Origin of the sequence: Bacillus sp. Hm123 (assembly GCF_051842975.2) — a bacterium.
GTDB lineage: Bacteria > Bacillota > Bacilli > Bacillales > Domibacillaceae > Bacillus_CE.
Window position 1 is genome coordinate 652,859 of the sequence record NZ_CM200277.1, and the last position, 25,237, is coordinate 678,095.

Below are 25,237 nucleotides of genomic sequence, written 5' to 3' on the forward strand. Positions count from 1 at the left end.
TAATTGATTGGTTATAGGGAGAGGCGAATGGGAAGAACAATTAATGTTGTCATCATTGCACTATTAATGATCGAATGCCTGCTCTTATATTTTTTCCAGAAGAAATATGCAGATATAATGGGCACAATTCATGTTACAACTTTTTATGTGGTGGCTGTTTTAGCCAATATCATTTTTATTTTTAGTGAGAGAAAGACCGCTCGATTCACGATCAACGTATTGTCAGTGTTGTTATTATTGGTTATTCCTAGCTACTTCTTTATTACAAAGCCTCAATATGAAGTGAATGAAGCTTTAGAGATGCTAGAAAAAGATTATCAAACAACGATGGGGTTTCATCATAATCAAAAACATCAAGAAGACCAAGTCTATGTGTTTTATTCAAGTCAGCTAGATGCCTATTTTTATTTTAATCCGTACACAGGAAAAACTGGCGATCTGAAGCAAGATAGCTTATAAGTTTTGTTAAGAGCACTTTCCATGAGTGGAAGGTGTTTTTATTTTTTTTATGAAACCAAATGCTGGATAATTCGTATATATCATTAGGAGGTGTCACGGTTGAAGATGATACTTTGGATAGGTATTGGGATTGTCGTTACTATCATTTTAGTAATTGGAGTCGGCATTTGGATGTTTCAAAAGGATGATCCTGAATATATTTTGGAGTTTTTAAAGGAGAACGCTGAGAGTAAAAATGTGGCCTTATCTGTTAAGCATAATAAGGAAAAGTGGATAGAGGTCAATGATGAGGAGTCGCTTCCGTTAGCGAGCACAGTCAAAACGATTGTAGCGATTGAGTATGCCAAGCAGGCAGCGGATGGACGAATTGATCCGCAACAGCCAGTAGTATTTAAGGACTTGGATACTTATTATGTCCCAAAAACGGACGGTGGTGCGCATGAGGCATGGATCGATTCTGTAAAAAAAGATAAAGAGATGAATAGTGTTTCTTTGAGCGAAGTGGCAAAGGGAATGATCGCCTACAGCTCTAATGCCAATACGGACTATTTAATCCAAGTGCTTGGGCTTGAAAATATCAATCATGTTCTTGAAGAAGTAGGTGTGAAAGATCATGAACCGATTTACCCGATGGTTAGTACATTGTTCGTTCCTTTACAGCTTATGAAAGAGAAGAATTTAACGAAAGAAGTAACGTTGCAAGCATTAAAAGAGATGGATATGGCTGAATATCGTGAGCGATCTACTGCCATCCATCAACAATGGCAAAACGAGCCGCCTTCGGATGAAGAGAAGAAGCAGTTAGTGAAAATGCTCGATATGGATTTTCAAAAGGTTTGGTCGGATCGTTTAACGCGAGCAACGACAGCAGACTATGTAGCGATTATGGAAAAGCTCAATAGCAAAACATTTTTCAAGAAGTCCGTCTATGAACATTTAGATCCTGTTATGGAATCATTAATGGACAATCCGAAAAATCAGGAATGGCTCGAACATGCTGGGCAAAAAGGTGGATCGACTGCTTTTGTGCTTACGATGGCGATGTATGCGACTGATAAAAAAGGGAATCAAGCGGAACTAGCTTTTTTCGCAAATGACTTAAATTTATTTGAACAAAAGAAGCTTTCATTAAGTATGAATAGTTTTCAGCTCAAATTTTTAACGGATGATGAGTTTCGTGAACGTGTTCAACAGGAATTAGCTAACTTTTAAAAGGGGTGTGACAAATGCTAGATAGAATGATTATTTCTATTGCTATATTAATATTTGTTGTGAATTTACTGCTGCCGATGTTTGGAATGGAGGCATTGGGCGAGAGAGCAACATTGACTGGGATGGTGTTGATCGGAGTCGCGATGATTAGATTACATGACAAGATAAATGACAAAGAATCCTAATGTTCTAAAGATAGGTGGTTATAGATTGGATATATTAGTAAGGTTAGTTCTCGTCTTCACTATTGTTGGCGTTGTTGAAGGGGTAATGTATTTACTAAAGTTAAAGGAAACGACATTCATTCGTACGACATCTTATATTGTCATGGGATTGCTAGCATTTTTTGTAGGGCGTTACATATTAACAGACTTTGTATTTTTCGCTCATACTGTGGCTGTAGCATGGATTGCATTGGCTATTGTATCAGCAGTTAAAAAATGAGAGGGATTTTGCTGTAAATCTGATATAATTTGTGGTATTAAAGGAGTGTGTGGCATGAAGACAATCGAGGTGGAGCAGCTTGTTCGCCAGTTCTCGTTGGAGGTTGTGGCGGGCGGAGAGTATTTGAGTCGTCTGATCATCAAGTCAAAGACAACTCGTCCAGGGTTAGAATTTATTGATTACTTTGACTTTTTGCCGATGGAGCATGTGCAAGTTCTTGGTCGAGATGAGCTCAATTATTTACAGCAATTAAGCGTGGAAGAGCAGAAGCTACGGATCGGCAATATTATGAAATATAATCCTCCGTGTCTAATCGTCACTGGAAAACAGGAGGAACTGACGCAATTAAGGCAATGCTGTGCGCAAACGGGGATTCCTTTATTGCGGACGGAGGGGCCGACGACGGTCTTTGTTGCGAAGCTTCATACATATATGTTGAAAATGCTCGCTCCAGAAACAGCGATACATGGTGTTTGTGTCAATGTTTCTGGGATCGGTATTTTACTGCGGGGGAAATCGGGAGTTGGCAAAAGTGAGACGGCTCATACGTTAATTGGTCGCGGCCATCGGTTGGTGGCGGATGATATTGTTGTGTTGCGGAAGCTTAGTCCGCGAACATTGCTTGGGACTCATAATGAAACGAATAAGGAATTCCTTGCTTTAAGAAGCATCGGTTTATTAAATGTTGTGCGTTTGTATGGAAGGAAGGCGTTCCAGGATGAAACACGGGTTGCGCTCGATATTGAATTAACGAAATGGGAAACTAACTCGTTGAACAATGAGTTAGAAGTTGAAGAGAAGTTCACGGATTATATGGGTGTGAAGATTCCGCACATTCAAATTCAGCTTCAGCCAGGTCGGGATGTGGCAGGGTTAATTGAAGCGGCGGCGAATAATTGGTATTTAAGGCAGCAAGGATACAGTGCCGCGGAAGAATTTATGAAGCGATTAGATTCTTAAAAGGGAGTGAATCAGATGTTGAACAAAGATGAAACGGTGTTTGTATTAGTCGATGTCCAAGGGAAGCTCGCTCGTGTTGTTCATGAGAGCGGAACAATGATCCAGCAGCTACAAAAGCTGATTAAAGGGATGCAAATGTTAAACGTCCCGATCATTTGGCTTGAGCAGTATCCAGAAGGGTTAGGAGCGACGGTAGAAGAGCTTGCGGACGAGTTATCAGGGCTTGAGCCGATTAGCAAAATGACATTTAGCGGCTGGAAAAATGAACAGTTTAAGCAAGCGGTGGAAGCGACGGGGCGTAAGCAAATATTAGTTGGCGGTATTGAGACGCATATTTGTGTGTACCAAACGAGCGCGGAGTTGAAGGAAGCAGGTTATGAGGTACAAATCGTCGCCGATGCGGTGTCTTCCCGGACGTTAGCGAATAAACAAATCGGTCTTGAAAAAATGAAAGCGCTTGGCATTTTGCCGACAAGCGTGGAAATGGCGTTATACGAACTGCTACAATCAGCGGATACAGCTGAATTTAAGGAAATATTGAAAGTGGTTAAGTAAATGTTTGAGCTTGAGGTTGTTCTATCAGTCGATGTTTGGGCTGATAGAACAACCTTTTTTATTTCGATAATGATAGATGAGTTTTTTTATTCATTCGTTCGATTTTTAAATGCTTCATATGTGGCAATATCATCAATTGGTTCAACTAGATCTTTCTGTTCCTTCGCCCCTTTGGCAATCTTATTTGTGTAGTTTCCCGGATTACCCTTTTCTTTATGGTTAAAGCCTTTTCCGCGTCCCATGATTGATCGCTCCTTTCTATTTCTCCTTTTTAGTTTTCTTCTCTTTCGAAAAAATATTCTCATAGACGCAGAAGTGTCCATACGTATTTTTTGGGGGATTGTATGAATTTGTCAGTATATGTCTATGAAAAGAAAGAGGAGATGAGAAGAAAAGCTGGAATATGTATAAAAAGTTAGAAAATTATGTATTTATGGAAGTGGGGAGGAGAAAAAGTTGAAGGGGATTATTTCGTTATCCAACAAGTTAATGCAAAGGTATTTGCCAGACCCGTTCTTATTTGTTATTATTCTTACCTTTTTTGTTGCTGGTCTATCATTGATTTTGACTGATAGTACTCCGATTCAAGTAGTGGAGTACTGGGGTGGCGGTTTTTGGGGGTTGCTGGCGTTCGCAATGCAGATGGTGCTCGTGCTGATCACCGGTCATGCGCTGGCGAGCAGTCCACTTTTCAAGAAAGTGTTGGGGAAGTTAGCTTCGATTCCGAAGTCTCCAGGGCAGGCAATTGTTCTTGTTTCTGTCATTTCACTTTTAGCGTGCTGGATCAACTGGGGATTCGGTTTGGTCATTGGGGCGTTATTTGCGAGAGAGTTAGCGAAAAAAGTGGATGGAGTGGATTATCGCCTGTTAATTGCTAGTGCATATAGCGGATTTCTTGTCTGGCATGGTGGATTATCTGGTTCAGTCCCATTGACGATTGCGACACCGGAGCATTTTTCCGAAAATATCATCGGCATTGTGCCAACGAGTGAAACGGTATTTTCAACGTATAATTTAGTGATCGTTGCCGCTCTGTTTGTGACGATTCCGCTCGTTAATCGCTTGATGATGCCGACAAAGGATCAAACGGTGACGATTGATCGCTCTTTACTAGAGGATGTGGATTCTTTTCAGGCAGCAACCGTTGAAGCGGCAGAGTTAACGCCAGCCGATCGATTAGAAAACAGTCGGATCGTCTCGCTGGTGACTGGTTTTCTAGGACTAGCATTTTTAGCCTTTTATTTTGTGAATAATGGCTGGAATTTGAATTTAGATATCGTCAATTTCATCTTTTTATTCCTTGGGATTTTGCTTCATGGCACACCGAAACGTTTTTTAGAAGCGGTCGGAAATGCGGTGAAAGGAGCGAGCGGGATTATTATTCAATTCCCGTTTTATGCAGGTTTGATGGGAATTATGGTCTCCTCAGGGTTAGCGACAGTGTTATCTGAAGCTTTCGTTTCAATTTCAACGGAAAGCACGTTCCCTGTATTCGTCTTTTGGAGTGCCGGTCTTGTGAACTTTTTCGTTCCTTCGGGTGGAGGTCAATGGGCGGTTCAGGCACCAGTAATGCTAGAGGCAGCCCAAAGTTTGGACGTATCGATCGCAAAAACAGCGATGGCTGTGGCATGGGGAGATGCTTGGACGAATATGATTCAGCCATTTTGGGCATTGCCGGCATTGGCGATTGCGGGATTAAAAGCAAAAGACATTATGGGCTTCTGTCTCATTCTGTTATTTGTTAGCGGAGCGATTATTTCTTTAGGGTTGTTTTTGTTTTAAGATGTGAAGTGCTTCTCTTTAATGGAGCACTTCTTTTTCATGACTTCACTCCTCTCCTTTACATCTTTCACGAGGAATTGCAAATGCTAAGTGAAAGGGAGGTGGGAGCATGGCCTTGTTCGGTGGTTGGAAGGAAAGTGGCTTCCATATGAAAGTCTTGCTCATAGGGGTATTGCTGACTCATCTTGGTACATATATGGTGGTGCCACTTTTGCCGATTTTTCTAAAGGTAGACAAAGGGATGACGATTGCTGAAATTGGTTTAATTTTGGCGATGTCTCCTCTTACTTATCAATTGAGTAGTTTGTTCGGTGGATGGTTGGCCGATCGGATTGGTCGAAGAGGAGTGATCGCCGTCGGTGCATGGCTAAATGGAGCGGCAATCGCTGGTTTTCTGCTTTTTGATACGGTTTGGTTGTTGATGAGTATGGGATTACTGAGTGGATTAGGTGTTGGCTTAAATACGCCGTCCACGAAAGCCGCAATTGCAGCCATTGCTTCGGAGGAGGACAATAAGACGACAGCCTTTTCTTTAAGAGGGGTAGCGGCCAATGTTGGGATTGCGATTGCTGGTTTATTAACTTACTTTATATTGGGTGGGGAGTTCTCGCTCATTTTTTATACGGCGACCGGCCTTTATATATTATCGGGGTTGATCAGTTTGTTCATGCTACCAAAAGGGTGTGGCGAGGAGCCTTGTGAAACGGTTCCAGTGAAAGCGTATATGGAGATTTTCAAAAATAAAGCCTTTGTCGTGTTTTCACTAGTGAGCATTTTGATTTGGGCGTTGTATACGCAGCTGGCTTTGAGCTTACCTTTACGAGCGGAGGACATTTTGCCAGATTCGAGTGTGGTGAGTTTGATTTGGACGGTCAATGCGGTCATTGTCGTTGTCTTGCAAACGTCTATTTCAAGGTGGTTTATTGAAAAAGCGCATCCGATGAATGTGTTGGCTTTAGGTGTTTTGTTTATCGGTGGGGGGCTTGGTTCGATTTATTTCTCGACGAATTTCTATTGGCTCTTAGCTAGCGGAGTGATTTTTATTATTGGCGAGATGTTGATTTTGCCAACGATGGATGCGACCGTATCACGGCTTGGAACAGCCAAAATGATCGGTGTATTTTTCGGGCTTACTAATTTTGTTTCCGGCGTGGGAGAAGGAGCTGGAAAATTTGCAGGTGGGCAGTTGCTTCGTTTAGGCACATCCTCATCGATTCCATGGTTGACGTTTGCGCTTTCTGCCGTCGTGATTAGCGGTTTGTTAGTAGCGTTACGGTTTTGGGAGCCGTTGCGATTTTCAATGGGTAGAAAAAACGAAAAACCGGAACGACCGACTTCTGCTTCCTTTTGGCAGTGGATCTTTGGAAGAAGAAGCCCCGCGAAGTAATATGTAGGCATGTGGAGCCTTCTCTTTGAATAGGGTAAGTAATAATGTGGGGTAAAGTGAAACTTCAATCAGTGAGGGGTTCTTCATCCCTCACTGATTGTTAGTTGAACCAATCGGGCTTTTACGGGCTGTTGATCTCCTACCTACACGTCTGCGCTTCTTCTGCCATGTCGCGGTGGAGGTCTTACAGCCCGTTAATGCGGGGTAAAGGGGGGAACACATGATTACAGTAGCAGGAATGCCCTTTCAGCAAACGGATCATTGGCCAGCTGGCAGTGTGGAACATAAGATTATTGAAGAAATGAGCAAAGCCCTTGTTGTGTATGCCTATCCATCTATCGGTGATTTATCCTTTGAAGTGAATATGCGAAAAAGCATCATGCAAAGCGCTAGAGCGTTAAATGACAGCAAGGTACGATTTGCTGTATTTGAAACATCACGTGCGAATCCGCAATATTGGTATGTGACTCCTTTTGGCGGCTTTCAACAACGGTCAGATGTGAAGCCGTCGGATGCGATTTTAGATATTTACAAAAATAGTTCGCAATATGCATTTGAATGTGCAACAGCAAAGCTGATTGTGTATTATCATGCGGTGTTAAAGGTGATTGGGGAAGCGGTTTTTAATCAATGGTTTCCAGCGATTCATTTATACAGTTGGCATGCCGACCCTGACCTTGGGTTGACAGCTAGGGAGAGGGAGCATGCTTTACCGGGGGATGTCGTCTATTTTAAAAATGAGGAGTTTGATCCGAATAAGCCTCAGTGGAGAGGAGAAAATGCCGTTGTTCTTGAAGATGGGACGTATTATGGACATGGAATTGGTATCGGGACGGCAGAGAAAATTATTGCCGAGTTGAACAAAAAGCGAAAGCCGGGGGCTAAGCAATCGGCTTATTTGACCAAATTAGTCGTACGACCATCTTTTACACATTTAGCGAATTTATCGTTGATGAATAGGAGAGAGAAGTATCAAAATGTGATTATTCAGCATAACCAAGCGTCGATTTCTTATGGTTGTTATGCTCTATTGCAGCATGTTGTGTATCAGAAGTGGGGAAGTTATGTTAGTCGATGAGTAACTTCCTTGACATTTGTCTGTTATTCCATTAGGCTATTAATAAATCGTTAATATTCCTTATAAGGGGAGTAGCTTTTACAGCAAAGTCGTCATTACGGAGCATATGGCTCTCGGCTTTGTTGGCAACTTTGAATGTTGTTAGCAAGACCTTACCTAGAACGGTAGAGGTCTCTTTATATGTTTACGGCCTATACCGAACTTGGTGTAGGCCCTTTTTATTTGGAAAAAGGAGGTTTAGCGTATAGAAAGAACAGCTAAGTAGTGACAAAAATGATGATCAAAAAAATGGAGGGTTTCAAATGATTAAAAAAATAATGGCATCTTTATTAGTTTTCAGTTTGTGTTTCGCTCCGCTTGCACATGTGATGGATCAAAGCACATATGCTGTGAGTGCAAAGAAATATAAATCTGGTAAAAAATCTTATAACTCAACGAATAGCAATAGCACGTCAACGGTTAATAAAGACAAGGACAAGCAAGATTCAATGACAACAGCGAAAAAGTCAACAGCGACTAAGTCGAATAAGGGCGGTCTATTAAAAGGAATGATGCTTGGTGGTTTAGCCGGTTTCCTACTTGGCAGTTTGCTTGGAGATCTTGGTATTTTAGGTTCAATTCTTGGCTTTATGATTAATATGTTGGCGATCGTGGCGATTGTGATGATTGCTCGCAAAATCTTTACGACTTTGAAAAAGAAACGCAAGGATGATGAAGCATGGCAAAAATAAAAATTTCTGAGCAAGATATCATCAATGCTCTTTGTTTGCATCTTGCTCATCAGAAGCAAATCACGCCTCAAGAAGTAGAAATCGAGTTAATGTACGATGATGACTACGGTTTTTCAGCAGAAGCGCATTGGACAGGCCGGAAGCAAATTTTAGCGACGGTTCACATGATCGAAGCGCTTCGTTTTTGGCTCGATAAACAGATGAACATGGACCCCTTTGCTGCCGGGATTGAATTGGTTCTTGACGATGACGAAGGAATTATCGCTCTTGTGCGATAAAGAAAATGAAAAAGGATTCAGCGTGTTAGTGCGCTGAATCCTTTTTTGGGCTTGTGAAGGTGCCTGTCACTCCCCGCATTTTGTCGAATAGGGAGTCGTTTTTATTTTGGATATCACTTATATTATTTGTCTGGGGATTCGTGTTTTTAGGTATTTTATCGTGGTATAATAGATTGGGGGATTTTGATCAAACAAAACTACTCCTATTGATGGAGGAGGTACACAATTGCAGCATACATATAAAGAAGTATTTGATATTCTACATGCATTGAATCAGAAATCTATTATCGCCATCACTGATCGAAATGGCGTAATTACATTCGTTAATGATAAATTCTGTGAAATTTCAAAATATGAATCTCTTGAGCTATTAGGTAAAACGCATCGCATTGTTAATTCTAATTATCATGATGATTTATTTTTTGAAGCTATGTGGCGCACCATTTGTAATGGAGACATATGGAGTGGAGAAGTTCGAAATCGGGCGAAGGATGGATCGTATTATTGGGTAGATACGACGATTGTTCCTTTTCGAGACACAGAAGGAGAGCTGTATCAGTTTGTTGCGATTCGAAATGATATTACCGAGAAAAAGAACCTTGAAGAAACGTTATTGAAAAAGACGCTTGAAGATCCGGTGACGGGTTTGCACAATGCTAATTACTTTGAGCAAGTGGTAAAGAAGCGAATGCATATAGGTGAAGAATTTTACCTTTTGTATATTAATATTGATGATTTTAAACGGATCAATGAAAGTCTAGGTGTACATCAATCAAATGAAATTCTTCAAATTGTCGGTGAACGGTTGCGAGAAACCATTTCGAATGATAACGAGGTGATCACTCGAATACATGGGGATGAATTTGCCGTACTTCTCGATCCTGCTTATGGTGAAGTAGAAGAGATCATTGAAAGTATTTATCAAGTATTTGAAGAGCCGATCACGTATAAACAGTCCTTTTATTATATGACGCTCAGTATAGGAGTTACTCATTACCCTACTCATGGAGCAACCTTTGAAGCTCTCGTACGTTGGAATCCTGAAACACTGGGGTTTGTTTCCCCTGGTGAATTTATTCCAATAGCAGAAGAAACGGGATTGATTATTCCGCTAGGTTATTTATTATTCGATATAGTTTTGCGAGATTTGCCAAAGCTACAGCAATCTCTACAAAAGCCAGTGAAGATTGGCTTCAATTTGTCTATGAAGCAATTTTTTGATGATCATTTATTTACGAACATTCAAAGTCTATGTAAAAAATATCAGATTGACCCTTCTTTCATTAAGCTTGAAATTACGGAAAGTGTAGCAATTAAAGATCCGGATATTGTCATTTCTCTCATTAAGCAGTTTAAAGACGCCGGGATGGAAGTGGAGCTTGACGATTATGGAACAGGATATTCTAGTCTTCAATATTTGAAAAATCTACCGATTACATCGGTGAAAATTGATAGAAGCTTTATTCAAGACATAACGAATTCCTCCAAAAGTCGAGCGATTGTCGCTGCAACCATTCAAGTCGCTCATGAATTAGGCTTTCACGTCATTGCAGAAGGTGTGGAAACCGCTGAACAAGTGGCATGCCTAAAAGATCTTGAATGCGACTACTTCCAAGGGTATTATTTCGGCAAGCCAGCTCCTCTTGAGAGTGCCTGTCACTCCCCGGTTTTTGTCGAATAAAAGAACTTAAAAAAAGACGGAAGCCACCTGTGAAAGATAGCTTTCGTCTTTTTTAGTGTTGAGCGAATGCTCAGTCTTTTTTGGCAAAAGTACTTGGCATCACAACAGCTATTACTTCTCCTTGCGCACAAACAATATCACCGGCAAATACTTCTGTTTCGACTTTCCATTTCTTCGGATGAATTTCGGTCACTGATCCGACCGCAACTAACGGTACGTCTTGTGGTGTCGGCTTTAAGAAATTGACATTAAGTGAAGCCGTCACAAAACGTGGAGGAGGAGTGCTATCTCCAACTTCATGTCCATTTTTTCGATGTAAAGCTAAAGCAGCTGATCCGGTTCCATGACAATCAATTAATGAGGCGACTAATCCACCGTAGACAAACCCTGGAATTGCCGTATGTTCAGGCCGAGGTGTATAAACCGTTTTCGTTCGTTCGCCATCCCAGCCTGTTCGAAAATGATGCCCCTCTTTATTTAAACGACCACAACCATAACACCAAGCAAAATCATCTGGATAATCATCTTGAATCGACTTAACCACTTGTTCAATCACATTTCTCCCTCCTTTTTCAGAATATTATACCATATACAAGTGCCTGTCACTCCCCGAACTTTGTCGAAGGGGGATTTTTCAGTTTTTTTAAAATTTTGTTGACAGTTTGTTAAGAGCGTGGCATAATCCTAGTTAATCTATGAGATATACAAATTTAATAAATGGTTCTTATCAAGAGCAGGCGGAGGGATGAGCCCGATGAAGCCCGGCAACCGACTCGTTATGAGCACGGTGCTAATTCTCACAACAGATATGTTGACAGATAAGAAGTTGTTTTTTCGGAAACCTCTTCTTATTTGAAGAGGTTTTTTTATTGCATACACATACGGGATTGAAAAAATGTGAGGTGAAAAAAGATGAGTGGAGTCACAGCTGTTTATCAAATCATTGCGGATCAAGCGAGTTTATCGAAAAAAGCAGAAGGCATCGCGCTCGGATTAACAGTTGGTTCTTGGACGGAGTTGCCACTGCTTGAACAGGAGCAACTAAAAAAACATAAGGGCCAGGTTAGAGAGATCAAGGAAATCGGAGAGGACACTTCCGGAAAAACAATAGCGAAAATTCATATTGATTTTCCACGAGCGAATTTTTCAACCGATATTCCTGCAGTATTAACAACAACCTTTGGAAAATTATCATTAGACGGCCAAGTGAAATTAATTGACTTGAAGTTAGACAATGAGCTGTTAGTTGATTTTCCGGGTCCGCGCTTTGGCATTAGCGGTATTCGTGAACAATTGAAAATTTACGATCGCCCATTAATTATGAGCATCTTTAAAGGTGTGATCGGTCGGGATATGGATTACTTGCTCGACCAATTGCGAGAACAGGCACTGGGCGGCGTCGATCTTGTGAAAGATGATGAAATTCTTTTTGACAATGAGCTGACTCCATTTGAAAAAAGAGTGACAGAAGGAAAACAAGTTCTCAATCAAGTATACGAGGAAACAGGACATCACACATTGTATGCGGTCAATTTAACTGGACGCACGTTTGAATTAAGGGAGAAAGCAAGGCGAGCGAAAGAGTTAGGAGCGGACATTCTGTTATTTAACGTTTTCACTTACGGCTTAGATGTGCTACAAAGCTTGCGTGAGGATGATGACATCGCTTTGCCGATTATGGCTCACCCAGCCTTTAGCGGTGCGATCGCTGCTTCAGAAAAGTACGGACTTTCTTACTCTTTGTTGTTAGGTACATTAACAAGACTTGCTGGAGCGGATTTTTCTTTGTTCCCATCGCCTTATGGAAGCGTGGCGCTAGCAAAAGAGAAAGTCCTAAAAGTGAAAGAAGCGTTAACACAGGAGTCTGCTTTAAAACCGACGTTCCCAGTCCCATCAGCAGGTATTCATCCGGGGATTGCGCCACTTCTATTCAATGATTTTGGCAAAGACTGCGTCATTAATGCCGGTGGAGGAGTACACGGACATCCGTTAGGTGCGAAAGGTGGCGGCCGAGCATTTCGGCAAGCGGTGGAAGCGGTGCAAGCAGGGATTCCGTTACCTGAAGCGACAGCTAGCGTTGAATTACAAGAAGCGATTCGATTATGGGGATGGAAGGATGGTACAACATCTTGAAACAGCCAATTATTTTTTGTGACTTTGATGGAACGGTAACGAAAAAAGATAATATTGCGAGCATTATGGCACGTTTTGCTCCTCCTGAATGTGAGAGATTGAAGAATGAGATTCTAGCTCAGAAGATAAGTATTCAAGAAGGAGTCGGCCAAATGTTTGTGTTATTGCCTTCTTCTTTACAGCAAGACATTATCGACTTTGTGTTGGAGACGGCGGAAATTAGAGAGGGGTTTGCTGATTTCGTTCGCTATGCCAAACAACAAGGCATCCCACTTTATATCGTCAGTGGTGGCATTGATTTTTTCGTCAAGCCGATGTTAGAGTCTTTTGATTCGATTGCCGGCGTATATTGCAATGAAGCAGATTTTAGAGGAGAGGTGATTCAGATTCAATGGCCTCATCGGTGTGATGATCAGTGTCCGAATCAAAATTGCGGCTGCTGCAAGCCAACGATTATTCGCCAACTAGCCAATGCTGACGTACATACAATTGTCATCGGCGATTCAGTCACCGACTTGCAAGCGGCTAAAGTGGCTGATACGGTCATTGCGAGAGACTATTTATCGGAAAAATGTACGGCGCTTTCGATCCCGTTTCAATCGTTTGAAACGTTCTATGACTGTATTGAAGTGTTAGAAAATTTGCAAGGAGTGGGGAAAAAATGAGTGTATTCGTGGCCCGCACTTATGAGCTAAGCGAAATTAAAGAGGAATTGGCCGCTCGTGACTGGTTTATGGGAACGAGCGGGAATTTAGCCATTAAGGTTCAAGACGACCCCATCCAATTTCTCGTCACCGCTAGCGGCAAAGATAAGCGCAAAAAAACGAGTGAAGATTTCTTACTTGTCGATGGAGAAGGGAATCCCGTCGGAGAGACGAATTTGAAGCCGTCAGCGGAAACACTTTTACACTGTGAAATTTACCGCCGAACGAAGGCTGGCTGCAGCTTGCATGTGCATACAGTAGCGAATAATGTGATTTCTGAACTGTATGGCGATCAGGGGAAAATAGTGTTTCAAGGTCAAGAGCTGATCAAAGCATTTGGCCGCTGGGAAGAGGAGGCGGAATGGCCGATTCCCATTATCCCTAACTATGCGGATATACCGACTTTAGCGGCCGCGATGGTTCCTTTTGTCAATGAAGAAAAGGGAGCGGTGTTAATTCGAAACCACGGCATTACCGTCTGGGGTAAAGATAGCTTGGAAGCGAAAAAAGTACTTGAAGCCTGTGAATTTTTATTTCAATACCAACTGGCGCTTATTCAAGCGAAAGCGAGCCTTTATTGATTTTTGAAAATTGTCAATATTGAAAATAGGAGGAGTCAAAATGACAACGATTAAAATTCAAGAAACGAATGAAGTGATTGACAATCAAGAGGAAGTAGTTGCTTTTTTGCAACAGCAGGATGTGATTTATGAGCAATGGGATATTGCGAAATTACCGGCTGGATTACAAGGGAAATTCGTGCTGAATGAAGAAGAAAAGCAAGCGATTTTACAAGCATTTGAAGCGGAAATTCAAGATATTTCAGCGAGACGAGGCTATCAAGCATGGGATGTCATCTCGCTTGCTGAACATACGCCTAACCTGGAAGATTTATTGAAAAATTTTCAGCGTGAGCATCATCATACCGATGACGAAGTGCGTTTTATTGCGAGCGGTCATGGCGTCTTCGTGATTCAAGCGAAAAACGGCCAATTTTTTGAAGTCCATCTCAACCCAGGCGACCTCATCTCCGTACCAGAAGGAGTCCGCCACTACTTCACACTCGCTGACGACCGTCAAGTAGTCGCCGTCCGTATCTTCGTCACAGAAGAAGGCTGGGTCCCGGTTTATTAGGTGCCTGTCACTCCCCGGAATTTGTCGAATAATATATGGTTTGGATTGGAGGATATTTTATGAAAAAGTGGGTTAAAAAGTTAGCTGTTTCGAGTGTAGCGTTGACCTTGTTGTTAACAGGGTGTTCAACGGGTGAGCAAGGTGCTTCGTCAGAGAAGAAAAATGAAAAAATTGAAAATGTCCCGGAGCGTTTTGCTAATGGAGAGGACGTCAAAGTGAAAGTGATTCGCAAAATTGGCGGTGATGATCATACCGCCCAATTTTTAGCTGGCGCGAAGCAGGAAGGCGAAGCGCTCGGATTTACGGTCGATGTATTTACTGCTAATGGGGATACGGCGAAATTTCATGATGCGATCGCTCAAGCAGCGAATCAGGATTATGATGGAGTCGTTCTTTCTCATGGAGATGATGCCGCGACCGTCGATGCGGTGAAGAAACTGACGGAAAAGGGGAAGAGTGTCATCACATTTGACTCGATTGAAGAGTTAAAAGAGGTGGAAGGTGTCACTTTAACTTCTCAAGATGACAAAGCATTAGCCACGTTAAGTTTAGACCAATTAATTAAAGATACGAACGGAAAAGCCAACATCGCTTACCTTTGGGTCGATGGCTTCCCGCCGATGGTGCGCCGCAATGCCGTTTACGAACAAAAGCTAAAAGAAAACGAAGGCATTAAAGAAGTGGAACGTTTTGGTGTAGCCGCAGCTGATATATCGGTGCAAACGCAAAATGCCGTACAAGCGATGCTGAAGAAGTATCCAAAGGGAGAGCTTGATGCGATTTATGCGACATGGGATGCTTTTGCGATCGGAGCTACTCGTGCATTGAAAGAAGCAGGTCGTAATGAAGTAAAGATTTACGGAATTGATGTCTCCAATGCCGACTTACAAGTGATGCAGGAAAAAGGAAGCCCTTGGACGTATACAGCGGCTGTTGATCCCGCACTAATCGGCAAAATTGATATGAGAATTTTAGCGAAGAAGTTAGCGGGAGAAGAAACGCCGCAACAATATGCATTAGATGCGAACTTAATTTCGCAAAAAGAACTCTCTTCATCAAAAACACCCATTAACATGGAAAGCTTATCAACCGTTGTATCCGGTTGGGGAGAATCGACAGAGTTTGAAGAAGAGTGGATGAAGACATTGAAGGAACATTATAAAAAATGATTGAGTTAAACAATATCTCCATTGATTTTCCTGGTGTGGCGGCTTTGAAAGATGTGGACGTAACGATAGACAAAGGAAAAGCTCATGCGCTAATTGGAGCGAATGGAGCGGGGAAATCTACGCTGATGAAAGTACTCTCGGGTGCTTATGATCATTATCGTGGCGAGATTTTCATTGAAGGAGCAAAGGTTAATATTCGCTCGCCGAAAGAGGCGAAGCAGCACGGGATTCAAATGGTCTATCAGGAAGTGGACGCAGCTCTTATTCCTTATTTAACGGTGGCTGAAAACATTATGCAGGAGCGAATCGGGCAAAAATTATGGATCAATTGGAAAACGATTCATAAACAAGCAGCTGACATATTAGCAAGCTTACAAGTTTTTATTCCGACAGAGAAGCGCATCGATCAATTAACGCTCGCTGAAAAGCAAATGGTGCTCATTGCTAAAGCGATTTCTGATGAGTGTCGCTGTTTAATTTTAGATGAACCGACCGCGCCTTTAAGTCATGCAGAAACGGAAGAATTGTTTCAGCTAATCCGCTTGTTAAAGCAGCAAGGGGTAGCTATTATTTTTATTTCCCATCGCTTGCCAGAGTTATTTGAGATCTGTGAAGACATTACGGTGATGAGAAATGGCTCATGGGTGATGACAAAGCGTGTGGAGGACACGTCAGCCAATGAAGTCATTGAACAAATGCTGGGGAAAAAGCTAGCAGAACAATACCCGAAGTCGCGTGCGAAAATTGGTGAACCCATCCTACAGGTTAGTGGATTATCAGATGGACGTGTCGTTAAAAATCTGAGTATACACGTAAGTAAAGGTGAAATTGTCGGAATTTCAGGCTTAGTCGGTGCAGGAAAAACAGAAATTTGTCAGGCGTTGTTCGGGGCGTCCCCGCAAACAACTGGTGTCATTAAGCTACACGGCAAAAAGGTGAATATCTCTTCTCCTACAAAGGCGGTTCGTCATGGGCTCGTGCTCGTGCCAGAAGAACGAAGAAAAGAGGGAATCGTCACGGGTGAATCCGTGGCAACCAATCTTAGCGTAGCGAACGTCAATCGCTTTTCTCGTTTATTCGGCTGGATGGATCGTCGGGCAGAAAAAAGAGCCGCTGAACATATGATCGAACAGCTAAACATTGTGACGCCATCGGCTGAAGCGAAAGTCGAGCATTTATCAGGAGGCAATCAGCAAAAAGTGGTGATTGGCAAGTGGCTAATGGGAGAGGCCGAGGTGTATATGTTTGATGAGCCGACGAAGGGAGTCGATGTGGGAGCGAAAAGAGAAATTTTTGATCTGATCGCTCGGCTCGCTAACGAAGATAAAGGGATTATTTATGCCTCCAGTGAATTAGACGATGTTCTCGGCATGACGGATCGAGTGTACGTCGTTTATGACGGAGAAGTGGTGAAAGAATTAGACACCGCTGCGACGAATGAGGCGGAGATTTTATTTTATTCAACAGGAGGAAAATAGATGGCTACAGAACGAACCATCTTAGTGGAGAATCAGCCAGTGAAATCGTCGTTTCAGCTGTTTGACTGGCTATATAAATATGGAACGGTCGTCACGATTGGACTTTTGATCGCGATGTTTACATGGGCCAACCCTGCATTCATTGAAGCGGACAATTTGATCAATATTTTACGGTCGATCTCGATTGTGACGATCATTGCGATCGGCGTGACGATTTCTTTAGCGATCAACGGCTTTGATTTGTCTGTTGGCTCAACGGCTTCTTTAGCAAATGCAGTCGCCATTTCAATGTTTGTCTGGTATTCGCAAAATATTGTGATCGCCATTCTCGCTGTTCTTGCGGCTGCACTAGTCATTGGCGCACTTAATTCATTATTCATTATTAAATTTAAAATTCCAGATATGCTTGCGACACTAGCGATGATGTTTATTATTCAAGGAGTGGCCTTGACGTATACGAAGGGAGCAACCGTTACGCAAAATATGGTGATGCCAGATGGAACGTTTGCGACAGGAACGATCAGTTCCATCTTTGAAAAAATGGGACAAGTCCCTTGGATTATTATTGTTATGTTTGTTGTTGTCCTGCTTGTTCATCTGTTTTTAACGTATACGAAGCATGGGCGTTTCATGTATATGATCGGTGGCAATCAGGAAGCAGCACGACTGTCTGGGATCGCTGTGAATAAATATAAAATGATGGCTTACTTATTGTCGGCTATATGTGCAGCGATCGGTGGAATGGTGTTATCAGCCCGGGTCATGACGGCGGAAATTAATGCGGGAGCTCCTTATTTAATGGATGCGGTCGCTGCTACGTTTATCGGTTTTGCCGTCTTTGGAGCAGGGAAACCGAATGCCATTGGTACCTTGATTGGTGCGGTGCTTATTGGGATTTTGCAAAATGGCTTAGTGATGATTTCTGTTCCTTACTATGCGATGGATATTGTAAAAGGAGCGGTTTTAGTATTTGCTTTAGGACTTACTTATTATAAAAAGCGATAAGGGGAGGGGATGTAGGTGAAAGATTTTACGTCTGCTTATTTTACAATGAGTGAAGAAGATGCGGTGCACTATGCACAAAGTAAGCTGAATATTTTTTCCGAGGATGCGGAGTTAACGTGTCAGGAAATTGGGGACGGCAATTTAAATTACGTCTTTCGAGTTGTCGATCAAAAAAGTGGGCAGTCGATCATTATTAAGCAGGCAGGGCCAGTGGCGCGCATTTCGGACGTCTTTAAACTCTCACCTGATCGTAATCGTATTGAAAGTGAGATTTTGACATTACAGGAGGAGCTGGCATCAGGCTTGGTGCCAAAGGTTTATTCATACGATCCCGTGATGAATTGCTGCGTGATGGATGATTTGTCTGATCATGAAATTTTGCGCTCGGCGTTGTTAAAAGGGCGGAAGTTTCCTTTGTTTGCGGATCATATTACGACATTTCTAGCGCGGACTTTGCTGTTAACATCGGATGTCGTGTTAGAGCATAAAAAGAAAAAGGCACTTGTTCAGCAATTTACGAACCCTGAGTTATGTGAAATAACAGAAGATTTAGTCTATACAGAGCCGTTTTATGATTGTGAGCAAAATGATGTATTTGAAGGGACAAAGGAATTTGTTCGGAAAGAGATTTGGAAGGATAAACGGCTACGATTAGAAACAGCGAAGCTAAAATTTGATTTTATGACGAAATCTCAATCATTGCTGCATGGAGATTTGCATACAGGCTCGATTTTTGTGAAAGAGGATTCAACGAAAATCATTGATCCAGAGTTTGCGTTTTATGGGCCAGCTGGCTATGATATCGGCAACGTAGTAGCGAATTTGATTTTCGCTTATGTTCATGCCAACTATACAGTAGAAGAAAGTGAGATACGAGAAGATTATTTACGATATTTAGAAGAGACGATTAGCGAAGTGATTCAGCTTTTTTCAGAGAAATTTCTTCAGCTTTGGGATGAAAAAGCAACGGAACAAACCGCTACTTTTCCTGGATTTAAAGAATCGTATCTTGATTCCATTCTTGAAGACACGGTCGCTGTCGTCGGACTGGAGCTTTGTCGTCGAGTGATTGGTATCGCTCATGTGAAGGACTTGACATCGATTACGAATGTTAAGCATCGCGTAACAGCAGAAAAAATTTGTCTAACAGCTGGGAAAACGTTTATTTTAGAACGTTCAACGATTCGAACAGGAGACGATTTTGTTCAGATTGTGCAACATAGTGTGAAGGGAGTAGAGGGGTATGGAAGCGATTCAGTCCGTGCGGCTCGATAATGAACATAGTTGTTTAGTTTTGCTAGATCAAACGCTTTTACCGAATGAAAAGGTGTTTTTGCGACTAGCCACTGTAGAAGAGATTTGGGATGCGATCTATCATTTGAAAGTGCGGGGAGCGCCAGCCATTGGAATTGCTGCCGCTTATGGTGCTTATTTAGGAGTGAAGAAATCGGAAGCGGCTTCTTTTGCTGAGCTAGCTGAAGAATTTGCCAAGGTTAAGCAATATTTAGCTTCTTCCCGACCAACGGCGGTCAATTTATTTTGGGCGCTTGAGCGGATGGAGAAACGGTTGTATGCAGAAGCACATCAATCGGTGTTTGCGATGAAACAAGGGTTAAAGGAAGAAGCAGAAGCGATTCGAGCGGAAGATGAGAAAGTATGCTTGGCGATTGGAGAGCACGCTTTATCCTTATTAGAGCCTGGATGGGGGCTGCTCACTCATTGTAATGCAGGCACGATTGCCACTGCCAAATATGGAACAGCTTTAGCCCCGATTTATTTGGGGCAGGAGCGTGGGTATCATTTTAGTGTCTATGCCGATGAAACGAGACCGCTTTTACAAGGAGCCCGTTTGACGGCGTGGGAGCTGCAGGAAGCTGGCGTTGATGTCACGTTAATTTGTGATAATATGGCGTCGATCGTGATGCAAGAAGGGAAGGTGCAAGCGATACTCGTCGGCTGTGATCGAGTGGCAGCTAATGGAGATACCGCTAATAAAATTGGTACATCGGGCTTAGCGATTTTAGCGAAACATTATCAGATTCCATTTTATGTGTGCGCCCCGACTTCGACGATCGATTTAAACTGTGCAACCGGCGCGGATATCCCAATTGAAGTAAGAAAAGCCGAAGAAATTACGAGCCAATGGTACGAACAGCCAATGGCACCAGCGAATGTGAAAACATATAATCCTGCCTTTGATATTACGGATCATCGTTTGATTACGGCTATTATTACGGAAAAGGGAATTATTCGTGAGGAGCTTGCCACGTCTCAAATTTTGTCGAATAATTGATCCCGCATTAACGGGCTGTAAGACCCCTACCTCAACATGGTAGAAGAAGCGCAGGCGTGTAGGTGGGGGGATCAACAGCCCGTAAAAGCCCGATTGGTTCAACTAACAATCAGTAGGGGATGAAGAAAACCCCCACTGATTGAAGTTTCACTTTATATGAATAGTAAAAGTCGTCTATTATGTAGGCGGCTTTTTCATTTTAATGACTTGTTATATAGTTTAAATATTGAGAATAATTTGACAAAATAACACCTCTTTATGTTATGATAATGTTGTAATTTATGTGTAAATATGGAGAGAAGGGGGAATTGGTGTTGCAAAAGTGGCGTAACCGTTTGCTTTTTGTCATGGTGTTAGCTTTTATGTTAGTCGTGTCTGCGTGTAATAGTGAGGAAAAAGAAACAGGTGGAGAAGCGGAGAAAGAAGGTAGCAGCAAGAACATTAGTATTGCAACCGGTGGCACAGGGGGCACTTATTACCCACTTGGCGGTTCAATGGCCAATATTATTTCTGACAATACCGGAATTGAAGCGAATGCCCAATCGTCAGGTGCATCTGCGGAGAACTTAACAGCGATTAAAAATGGGGATGTCGATATTGCCTTTACGCAAACAGACATTGCTTCTTATGCTGTGAATGGACAAGAAATGTTTGAAGGAGCAAAGATTGAGAACTTTCAGGCGATCGGGACGCTTTATCCAGAAACGATCCAAATTGTGACGACAAAAGACAGCGGGATTGAATCGGTCAGTGATTTAAAAGGAAAAACCGTTTCTGTCGGGGCACCTGGGTCAGGAACTGCTCCAAATGCTCAGCAAATTTTAGAAGCCTATGATTTGTCTTTTGACGATATTAAAAAGCAGGATCTATCCTTCGATGAATCAACAGATGGAATCCAAAGTGGTAACATTGATGCGGCCTTTATTACAGCAGGTACACCAACAGGAGCTGTTGAGGCGCTGTCTGCTCAAAAAGAGGTTAAAATCATCCCTATTGAAAAAGATAAAGCCCAGGAATTAATTAAGAAATATCCATATTACGCGGAAGATACCGTTCCAAAAGGCACGTATAAAATAGCTGAGGATGTACCAACTGTTGCGGTGAAGGCAATGCTTGTTGTCGGTGACACATTAGATGAAGATAGCGTGTATAACATTACGAAAGCTATTTTCGATCATACCGATAAAATCACGCATGCTAAAGGAGAATTAATTAAAGCGGACACTGCACTAGAAGGTTTAGGAGATTTAAAGCTACATCCTGGTGCTGAGAAATACTTCACAGAAAAAGGAGTAGCTAAATAAAGTGAAAACGAAGATGATAGGCTGAATGCTTTCAGTCTATCATCTTTGCCATCAAAGAGAGGAGAACCGATGATTCGTAAAATTCTTTTGTTCTTTTTTCTTCTTCTAGTTAGTAATTTTCTCCTCTTTTTTCCTTACCGGCAAGTGATCACCTTCTCTTTTGAAAACACGAACCAATTGCTTGCTTACTTACCAGTTCAAACATCAAGCACCTTTCAAATTCAATACACGCATTCTATTCATCTAACGGATGTGATAGAAACGTATGACTTGAAAAATGAGCAAATGGTTCAGACGGAATTACAGTATGAAAATTTTGCGATTGGCATGCCTTCCAATGCAGAAGGGGAAGAAATATTTCTAAAGAAAGATGGAAAGTATTTTATCACAAATATGAACCGCACCTTTCCTTTTATTGATGTGCGAATTGGTCAAGTGAAGGCGGAGCATCGACTTCATTATGAAAAACAGGTGTATCGTCTAGCTGATTATGTATCTCCGGGAACATGGGTGCGAATACAGCCGAAACGACTCAGTCTTTGGCAGCAGCTGAAAGGAGTGAAGATCGATGAGTAAGGAGTCGTTTGAAGCGTTATCTCAAGAGAAACAACAGGAATTGCTTGAGAAGTATGATCCGGAAGCAGGGACGAGGAAGCTGACCGGTATGATTGGATATATTGTCTTTTTTGGATTATTGGCCTTTTCATTGTTCCAGCTTTACACCGCCATCTTTGGTGTGTTCACCGCACAAATTCAACGTTCTGTTCACTTAGGTTTTGCTCTTGCATTAATTTTTCTATTATATCCAGCAAATCGAAAAAAGCGGAACATAGGGAAGTTTCAAGTGGCTTGGTACGATATTGTATTAGCTATTTTGAGTGTGTATGTCGGAGCGTATTGGCCAGCGAACATGGATGAGATCGTGATGCGGGCTGGTATTTTAACGCAAATGGATTTTTATGCGGGGCTGTTAGCTGTTGTGCTCGTGTTAGAAGCGACGCGTCGAGCGGTCGGTTTGCCGATTACAATCATTGCGGTCTTGTTTTTAGCGTACGGCTATTTCGGACCTTATATGCCAGATTTTCTGTCGCATCGTGGTTTGAGTGCAGAGAGATTAATTCAGACGATGTTTTTTACGACGGAAGGGATTTTAGGAACGCCGTTAGCCGTTTCATCAACGTTTATCTTTTTATTCCTTTTATTTGGAGCCTTCCTTGTGAAAACAGGTGTCGGGCAGTACTTTAATGATTTGGCGGTGGCGATCGCTGGAAGAAGTACGGGGGGACCGGCTAAGGTAGCGATTTTCTCTAGTGCTTTGCAAGGAACGATTAGCGGTAGCTCTGTAGCTAATGTGGTGACATCTGGTTCCTTTACGATTCCGATGATGAAAAAGCTCGGCTATAAAAAAGAATTCGCCGGAGCGGTCGAAGCGGCTGCTTCAACGGGTGGACAATTAATGCCGCCGATTATGGGGGCTGCGGCCTTTTTAATGGTTGAATTTATCGGTGGCGGCTTAACGTATTGGGATATAGCGAAGGCAGCGGCGATTCCGGCTGTATTATATTTTACTGGGATTTGGATTATGACACATTTCGAGGCGAAGCGGATCGGATTAAAAGGATTAACGAAAGAGCAAATGCCGAATCGGAAGGAAATTTTTAAACAGTTGTATTTATTGCTTCCGATCATTGCGGTGATTGTATTGTTAATGTCAGGCATGACTGTCACGTACGCTGCGCTGTACTCAATCCTTATTTCAATTATTGTTGGTTTCATTAATCGAGCGGCAAAGATGAGATGGAAGGATATTATTTTTGCTTTAGTGGATGGAGCGCGAACGGCTTTAGGTGTAGCCGCAGCAACAGCCGCAGCAGGGATCATTGTTGGGATCGTAACGAAAACAGGTTTAGGCTTAAAGTTAGCGAATGGGCTATTAGATTTAGCGGGGGGCTTGTTGCTACCTACGCTGTTTTTAACGATGATTGCCTCGATTATTCTAGGGATGGGTTCACCAACGACTGCGAATTATGTCATTACATCAACAATTGCGGCACCGGCGATCATTTTGCTAGGTGTACCTGATTTATCTGCTCACTTATTCGTGTTTTATTTTGGTATCATTGCTGATATTACTCCACCGGTTGCTTTAGCTGCCTTTGCTGCTGCCGGAGTATCAGGGGGAGAACCGATCCGAACAGGGATTCAATCGGCTAAACTGGCGATTGCGGCCTTTATTATTCCATATGTGTTTGTCTTGTCCCCACAGTTATTAATGATTGATACAACACCAGGACAGCTCGTCTGGGTTATTTTTACTGCTTTATCTGGAATGATTGCCATTGGAGCTGGCATGGTTGGCTTTTGGATGCGGAAATTGCAATGGGGGGAGCGAATCCTATCTATTGGTGCAGGACTATTGCTTATCTATCCTGAAAGAATATCTGATGTGACAGGGCTGATTTTATTTGTGGCTTTACTAGCAGTTCAATGGTTTTGGAAGCGTGATGAGAACAAACCAACAGGAATGATTAGTGTGTAGTTAAATAGGTGCCTGTCACTCCCCGCATTTTGTCGAATAATGACACGGTAAAAGCCGCCATTTGTTTGGCGGCTTTTGTATGGTCTGCGTTTCTTATTATTCCGAGATTGTCATGGCTTGTCGTCCCATTTGAATCCATGCTTGTTCAAAGTCTAGGCGGTTGACTTGAATGTTCTTCTCTTTCTTCAAAGGGTCATTGATATAGACAAATTGTTCGTCGTAGCCAGTGATGATGACACTGTGCTGATGATACGTTACTTTCATTGTGCCTTCAGCCGTCTGCCAAGTTCTAAACTGATCTTCTGCCAATTTTTTATACTCGGCATTAGTAATAACCCAAATAGGACGTCCTTGATTAATTTGTTCATATAAGTCTTCTGGGTTTTTACCAGTCAAATTAATCAACTGATCTTCCGCTACATACTGTTTCGTTAAATCGATAATGGGCTCCACATATACACCTAGGCCGCTCCGATCGAAAGTTTCCATATCACCAACGAACCCTTGGTGCATATTGCCTCTGTAACTACCTTCTTTAAAAGGCTCCTTAGCGATTTTGTCTGCGAGCTCCATTTTATCAACTTCTTTTCCATGATAATTCAACAACATCGCTAAGCTTGTCACTTCGCAGCCTCTATTTAACTCTGGATTTTGTAAAATTAACGGCACATCCGCTATTTTGTTACTGGTAGGGCTAGCAATAGCGGGTTTAGGTGGTGGACTTGTTGGCGAGACTGCATTCTCTACTTGATGCTGTTGTACAAAAACAAAGCAAGTCCCAATAAATAATACAGCTGCCAAACTAGCTCCTGTAAACATCAGCTTTAAGTTCAAAATCCCTCGCTCCTTGTGCGGGAGGTGCCTGTCACTTCCCGGTTTTTGTCGAACAGAGGCTACCCTCTGAAAAGGGT

27 protein-coding genes and 1 riboswitch are annotated in these 25,237 nt (G+C 42.3%); of the genes, 24 read left to right on the forward strand and 3 right to left on the reverse strand.

What is annotated here, in order from left to right; genetic code table 11:
* Nucleotides 1–27: 27 nt before the first annotated feature.
* The 6 genes from ACSVDJ_RS03470 (at nucleotide 28) to ACSVDJ_RS03495 (ending at nucleotide 3,630) form a co-directional block, all read left to right on the forward strand.
* Complete coding sequence (locus ACSVDJ_RS03470; protein WP_439170088.1) at nucleotides 28–459, forward strand: hypothetical protein; 432 nt, start codon at nucleotides 28–30, stop codon at nucleotides 457–459.
* 105 nt (nucleotides 460–564) lie between these two features.
* Complete coding sequence (locus ACSVDJ_RS03475; RefSeq protein WP_439170252.1) at nucleotides 565–1,671, forward strand: serine hydrolase; 1,107 nt, start codon at nucleotides 565–567, stop codon at nucleotides 1,669–1,671.
* A 14-nt stretch (nucleotides 1,672–1,685) separates the two neighbouring features.
* Nucleotides 1,686–1,856 (forward strand): hypothetical protein, encoded by a 171-nt coding sequence (locus tag ACSVDJ_RS03480; protein ID WP_439170089.1) that lies wholly within the window; start codon nucleotides 1,686–1,688, stop codon nucleotides 1,854–1,856.
* Between the two features lie 25 nt (nucleotides 1,857–1,881).
* Nucleotides 1,882–2,115, forward strand: a complete 234-nt coding sequence (locus ACSVDJ_RS03485) for a hypothetical protein (protein ID WP_439170090.1) — start codon at nucleotides 1,882–1,884, stop codon at nucleotides 2,113–2,115.
* Between the two features lie 54 nt (nucleotides 2,116–2,169).
* Complete coding sequence (gene hprK / locus ACSVDJ_RS03490; RefSeq protein ID WP_439170091.1) at nucleotides 2,170–3,075, forward strand: HPr(Ser) kinase/phosphatase; 906 nt, start codon at nucleotides 2,170–2,172, stop codon at nucleotides 3,073–3,075.
* A 15-nt stretch (nucleotides 3,076–3,090) separates the two neighbouring features.
* Complete coding sequence (locus ACSVDJ_RS03495; protein ID WP_439170092.1) at nucleotides 3,091–3,630, forward strand: hydrolase; 540 nt, start codon at nucleotides 3,091–3,093, stop codon at nucleotides 3,628–3,630.
* Between the two features lie 86 nt (nucleotides 3,631–3,716).
* On the opposite strand, the gene ACSVDJ_RS03500 is transcribed toward ACSVDJ_RS03495, so the two are convergent.
* A complete protein-coding gene (locus tag ACSVDJ_RS03500) occupies nucleotides 3,717–3,872 on the reverse strand; it encodes a hypothetical protein (protein ID WP_170941873.1) in 156 nt (51 codons plus the stop codon).
* A 214-nt stretch (nucleotides 3,873–4,086) separates the two neighbouring features.
* Here ACSVDJ_RS03500 and ACSVDJ_RS03505 point away from each other — a divergent pair, with 214 nt between their 5' ends.
* The 6 genes from ACSVDJ_RS03505 to ACSVDJ_RS03530 all read left to right on the forward strand — a co-directional run bounded on the left by ACSVDJ_RS03505 (nucleotide 4,087) and on the right by ACSVDJ_RS03530 (nucleotide 10,567).
* Nucleotides 4,087–5,412 carry a short-chain fatty acid transporter gene (locus ACSVDJ_RS03505; RefSeq protein ID WP_439170093.1) on the forward strand — a complete coding sequence of 442 codons (1,326 nt, stop codon included), beginning with the start codon at nucleotides 4,087–4,089 and terminating at the stop codon, nucleotides 5,410–5,412.
* A 109-nt stretch (nucleotides 5,413–5,521) separates the two neighbouring features.
* Nucleotides 5,522–6,799 carry an MFS transporter gene (locus ACSVDJ_RS03510; RefSeq protein ID WP_439170094.1) on the forward strand — a complete coding sequence of 426 codons (1,278 nt, stop codon included), beginning with the start codon at nucleotides 5,522–5,524 and terminating at the stop codon, nucleotides 6,797–6,799.
* Between the two features lie 220 nt (nucleotides 6,800–7,019).
* Nucleotides 7,020–7,877, forward strand: a complete 858-nt coding sequence (locus tag ACSVDJ_RS03515; protein ID WP_439170095.1) for a protein-glutamine gamma-glutamyltransferase — start codon at nucleotides 7,020–7,022, stop codon at nucleotides 7,875–7,877.
* Nucleotides 7,878–8,179: 302 nt separating this feature from the next.
* The gene (locus tag ACSVDJ_RS03520; RefSeq protein ID WP_439170096.1) at nucleotides 8,180–8,608 is read left to right on the forward strand and encodes a hypothetical protein; all 429 of its coding nucleotides are present in this window, start codon (nucleotides 8,180–8,182) and stop codon (nucleotides 8,606–8,608) included.
* On the forward strand, nucleotides 8,596–8,886 hold the full coding sequence (locus ACSVDJ_RS03525; protein ID WP_439170097.1) for a YxcD family protein: 291 nt from the start codon (nucleotides 8,596–8,598) through the stop codon (nucleotides 8,884–8,886). The genes ACSVDJ_RS03520 and ACSVDJ_RS03525 overlap by 13 nt, the downstream gene beginning before the upstream one ends.
* A 226-nt stretch (nucleotides 8,887–9,112) precedes the next feature.
* Nucleotides 9,113–10,567, forward strand: a complete 1,455-nt coding sequence (locus ACSVDJ_RS03530; RefSeq protein WP_439170098.1) for a putative bifunctional diguanylate cyclase/phosphodiesterase — start codon at nucleotides 9,113–9,115, stop codon at nucleotides 10,565–10,567.
* Nucleotides 10,568–10,637: 70 nt separating this feature from the next.
* Here the strand turns inward: ACSVDJ_RS03530 and ACSVDJ_RS03535 are convergent, their stop codons facing one another.
* Complete coding sequence (locus ACSVDJ_RS03535) at nucleotides 10,638–11,123, reverse strand: PaaI family thioesterase (protein ID WP_439170099.1); 486 nt, start codon at nucleotides 11,121–11,123, stop codon at nucleotides 10,638–10,640.
* Between the two features lie 165 nt (nucleotides 11,124–11,288).
* Nucleotides 11,289–11,392: riboswitch (SAM riboswitch) on the forward strand.
* Between the two features lie 87 nt (nucleotides 11,393–11,479).
* On the opposite strand from ACSVDJ_RS03535, the gene ACSVDJ_RS03540 reads away from it, so the two are divergent.
* From ACSVDJ_RS03540 to ACSVDJ_RS03595, 12 genes are all read left to right on the forward strand, one after another.
* Nucleotides 11,480–12,700: a 2,3-diketo-5-methylthiopentyl-1-phosphate enolase gene (locus tag ACSVDJ_RS03540; protein ID WP_439170100.1), complete on the forward strand. Its 1,221-nt coding sequence runs from the start codon at nucleotides 11,480–11,482 to the stop codon at nucleotides 12,698–12,700.
* A complete protein-coding gene (locus ACSVDJ_RS03545; protein WP_439170253.1) occupies nucleotides 12,676–13,365 on the forward strand; it encodes a 2-hydroxy-3-keto-5-methylthiopentenyl-1-phosphate phosphatase in 690 nt (229 codons plus the stop codon). The genes ACSVDJ_RS03540 and ACSVDJ_RS03545 overlap by 25 nt, the downstream gene beginning before the upstream one ends.
* Entirely contained in the window at nucleotides 13,362–13,985 is a 624-nt protein-coding gene (locus ACSVDJ_RS03550; protein WP_439170101.1) for a methylthioribulose 1-phosphate dehydratase, read from the forward strand. Before ACSVDJ_RS03545 ends, ACSVDJ_RS03550 begins: the two co-directional genes overlap by 4 nt.
* Nucleotides 13,986–14,025: 40 nt before the next feature.
* Entirely contained in the window at nucleotides 14,026–14,538 is a 513-nt protein-coding gene (gene mtnD, locus ACSVDJ_RS03555) for an acireductone dioxygenase (RefSeq protein WP_439170102.1), read from the forward strand.
* Nucleotides 14,539–14,597: 59 nt separating this feature from the next.
* Nucleotides 14,598–15,707, forward strand: coding sequence for a sugar ABC transporter substrate-binding protein (locus ACSVDJ_RS03560; RefSeq protein WP_439170103.1), 1,110 nt, complete (start codon nucleotides 14,598–14,600; stop codon nucleotides 15,705–15,707).
* Nucleotides 15,704–17,185, forward strand: a complete 1,482-nt coding sequence (locus ACSVDJ_RS03565) for a sugar ABC transporter ATP-binding protein (RefSeq protein WP_439170104.1) — start codon at nucleotides 15,704–15,706, stop codon at nucleotides 17,183–17,185. The genes ACSVDJ_RS03560 and ACSVDJ_RS03565 overlap by 4 nt, the downstream gene beginning before the upstream one ends.
* Entirely contained in the window at nucleotides 17,186–18,190 is a 1,005-nt protein-coding gene (locus ACSVDJ_RS03570; RefSeq protein WP_439170105.1) for an ABC transporter permease, read from the forward strand. It begins immediately after the preceding gene.
* Nucleotides 18,191–18,205: 15 nt separating this feature from the next.
* On the forward strand, nucleotides 18,206–19,465 hold the full coding sequence (gene mtnK, locus ACSVDJ_RS03575; RefSeq protein WP_439170106.1) for an S-methyl-5-thioribose kinase: 1,260 nt from the start codon (nucleotides 18,206–18,208) through the stop codon (nucleotides 19,463–19,465).
* Nucleotides 19,434–20,483 (forward strand): S-methyl-5-thioribose-1-phosphate isomerase, encoded by a 1,050-nt coding sequence (mtnA, locus tag ACSVDJ_RS03580; protein ID WP_439170107.1) that lies wholly within the window; start codon nucleotides 19,434–19,436, stop codon nucleotides 20,481–20,483. The genes mtnK and mtnA overlap by 32 nt, the downstream gene beginning before the upstream one ends.
* A gap of 314 nt (nucleotides 20,484–20,797) precedes the next feature.
* Nucleotides 20,798–21,787: a TAXI family TRAP transporter solute-binding subunit gene (locus ACSVDJ_RS03585; protein ID WP_439170108.1), complete on the forward strand. Its 990-nt coding sequence runs from the start codon at nucleotides 20,798–20,800 to the stop codon at nucleotides 21,785–21,787.
* A 69-nt stretch (nucleotides 21,788–21,856) separates the two neighbouring features.
* On the forward strand, nucleotides 21,857–22,363 hold the full coding sequence (locus ACSVDJ_RS03590; RefSeq protein WP_439170109.1) for a DUF1850 domain-containing protein: 507 nt from the start codon (nucleotides 21,857–21,859) through the stop codon (nucleotides 22,361–22,363).
* Nucleotides 22,356–24,326, forward strand: a complete 1,971-nt coding sequence (locus ACSVDJ_RS03595) for a TRAP transporter permease (protein ID WP_439170110.1) — start codon at nucleotides 22,356–22,358, stop codon at nucleotides 24,324–24,326. Before ACSVDJ_RS03590 ends, ACSVDJ_RS03595 begins: the two co-directional genes overlap by 8 nt.
* 96 nt (nucleotides 24,327–24,422) lie before the next feature.
* Here the strand turns inward: ACSVDJ_RS03595 and ACSVDJ_RS03600 are convergent, their stop codons facing one another.
* Entirely contained in the window at nucleotides 24,423–25,163 is a 741-nt protein-coding gene (locus tag ACSVDJ_RS03600) for a C39 family peptidase (protein ID WP_439170254.1), read from the reverse strand.
* Nucleotides 25,164–25,237: the final 74 nt, after the last annotated feature.

What these genes read in the sequence shown, in the direction of transcription:
- ACSVDJ_RS03470 (WP_439170088.1), top strand. Translation starts at nt 28, where the DNA reads ATGGGAAGAACAATTAATGTTGTCATCATTGCACTATTAATGATCGAA.
- ACSVDJ_RS03475 (WP_439170252.1), top strand. Translation starts at nt 565, where the DNA reads ATGATACTTTGGATAGGTATTGGGATTGTCGTTACTATCATTTTAGTA.
- ACSVDJ_RS03480 (WP_439170089.1), top strand. Translation starts at nt 1,686, where the DNA reads ATGCTAGATAGAATGATTATTTCTATTGCTATATTAATATTTGTTGTG.
- hprK (WP_439170091.1), top strand. Translation starts at nt 2,170, where the DNA reads ATGAAGACAATCGAGGTGGAGCAGCTTGTTCGCCAGTTCTCGTTGGAG.
- ACSVDJ_RS03495 (WP_439170092.1), top strand. Translation starts at nt 3,091, where the DNA reads ATGTTGAACAAAGATGAAACGGTGTTTGTATTAGTCGATGTCCAAGGG.
- ACSVDJ_RS03500 (WP_170941873.1), bottom strand. Translation starts at nt 3,872, where the DNA reads ATGGGACGCGGAAAAGGCTTTAACCATAAAGAAAAGGGTAATCCGGGA.
- ACSVDJ_RS03510 (WP_439170094.1), top strand. Translation starts at nt 5,522, where the DNA reads ATGGCCTTGTTCGGTGGTTGGAAGGAAAGTGGCTTCCATATGAAAGTC.
- ACSVDJ_RS03515 (WP_439170095.1), top strand. Translation starts at nt 7,020, where the DNA reads ATGATTACAGTAGCAGGAATGCCCTTTCAGCAAACGGATCATTGGCCA.
- ACSVDJ_RS03520 (WP_439170096.1), top strand. Translation starts at nt 8,180, where the DNA reads ATGATTAAAAAAATAATGGCATCTTTATTAGTTTTCAGTTTGTGTTTC.
- ACSVDJ_RS03525 (WP_439170097.1), top strand. Translation starts at nt 8,596, where the DNA reads ATGGCAAAAATAAAAATTTCTGAGCAAGATATCATCAATGCTCTTTGT.
- ACSVDJ_RS03540 (WP_439170100.1), top strand. Translation starts at nt 11,480, where the DNA reads ATGAGTGGAGTCACAGCTGTTTATCAAATCATTGCGGATCAAGCGAGT.
- ACSVDJ_RS03545 (WP_439170253.1), top strand. Translation starts at nt 12,676, where the DNA reads ATGGAAGGATGGTACAACATCTTGAAACAGCCAATTATTTTTTGTGAC.
- ACSVDJ_RS03550 (WP_439170101.1), top strand. Translation starts at nt 13,362, where the DNA reads ATGAGTGTATTCGTGGCCCGCACTTATGAGCTAAGCGAAATTAAAGAG.
- mtnD (WP_439170102.1), top strand. Translation starts at nt 14,026, where the DNA reads ATGACAACGATTAAAATTCAAGAAACGAATGAAGTGATTGACAATCAA.
- ACSVDJ_RS03560 (WP_439170103.1), top strand. Translation starts at nt 14,598, where the DNA reads ATGAAAAAGTGGGTTAAAAAGTTAGCTGTTTCGAGTGTAGCGTTGACC.
- ACSVDJ_RS03565 (WP_439170104.1), top strand. Translation starts at nt 15,704, where the DNA reads ATGATTGAGTTAAACAATATCTCCATTGATTTTCCTGGTGTGGCGGCT.
- ACSVDJ_RS03570 (WP_439170105.1), top strand. Translation starts at nt 17,186, where the DNA reads ATGGCTACAGAACGAACCATCTTAGTGGAGAATCAGCCAGTGAAATCG.
- mtnA (WP_439170107.1), top strand. Translation starts at nt 19,434, where the DNA reads ATGGAAGCGATTCAGTCCGTGCGGCTCGATAATGAACATAGTTGTTTA.
- ACSVDJ_RS03590 (WP_439170109.1), top strand. Translation starts at nt 21,857, where the DNA reads ATGATTCGTAAAATTCTTTTGTTCTTTTTTCTTCTTCTAGTTAGTAAT.
- ACSVDJ_RS03595 (WP_439170110.1), top strand. Translation starts at nt 22,356, where the DNA reads ATGAGTAAGGAGTCGTTTGAAGCGTTATCTCAAGAGAAACAACAGGAA.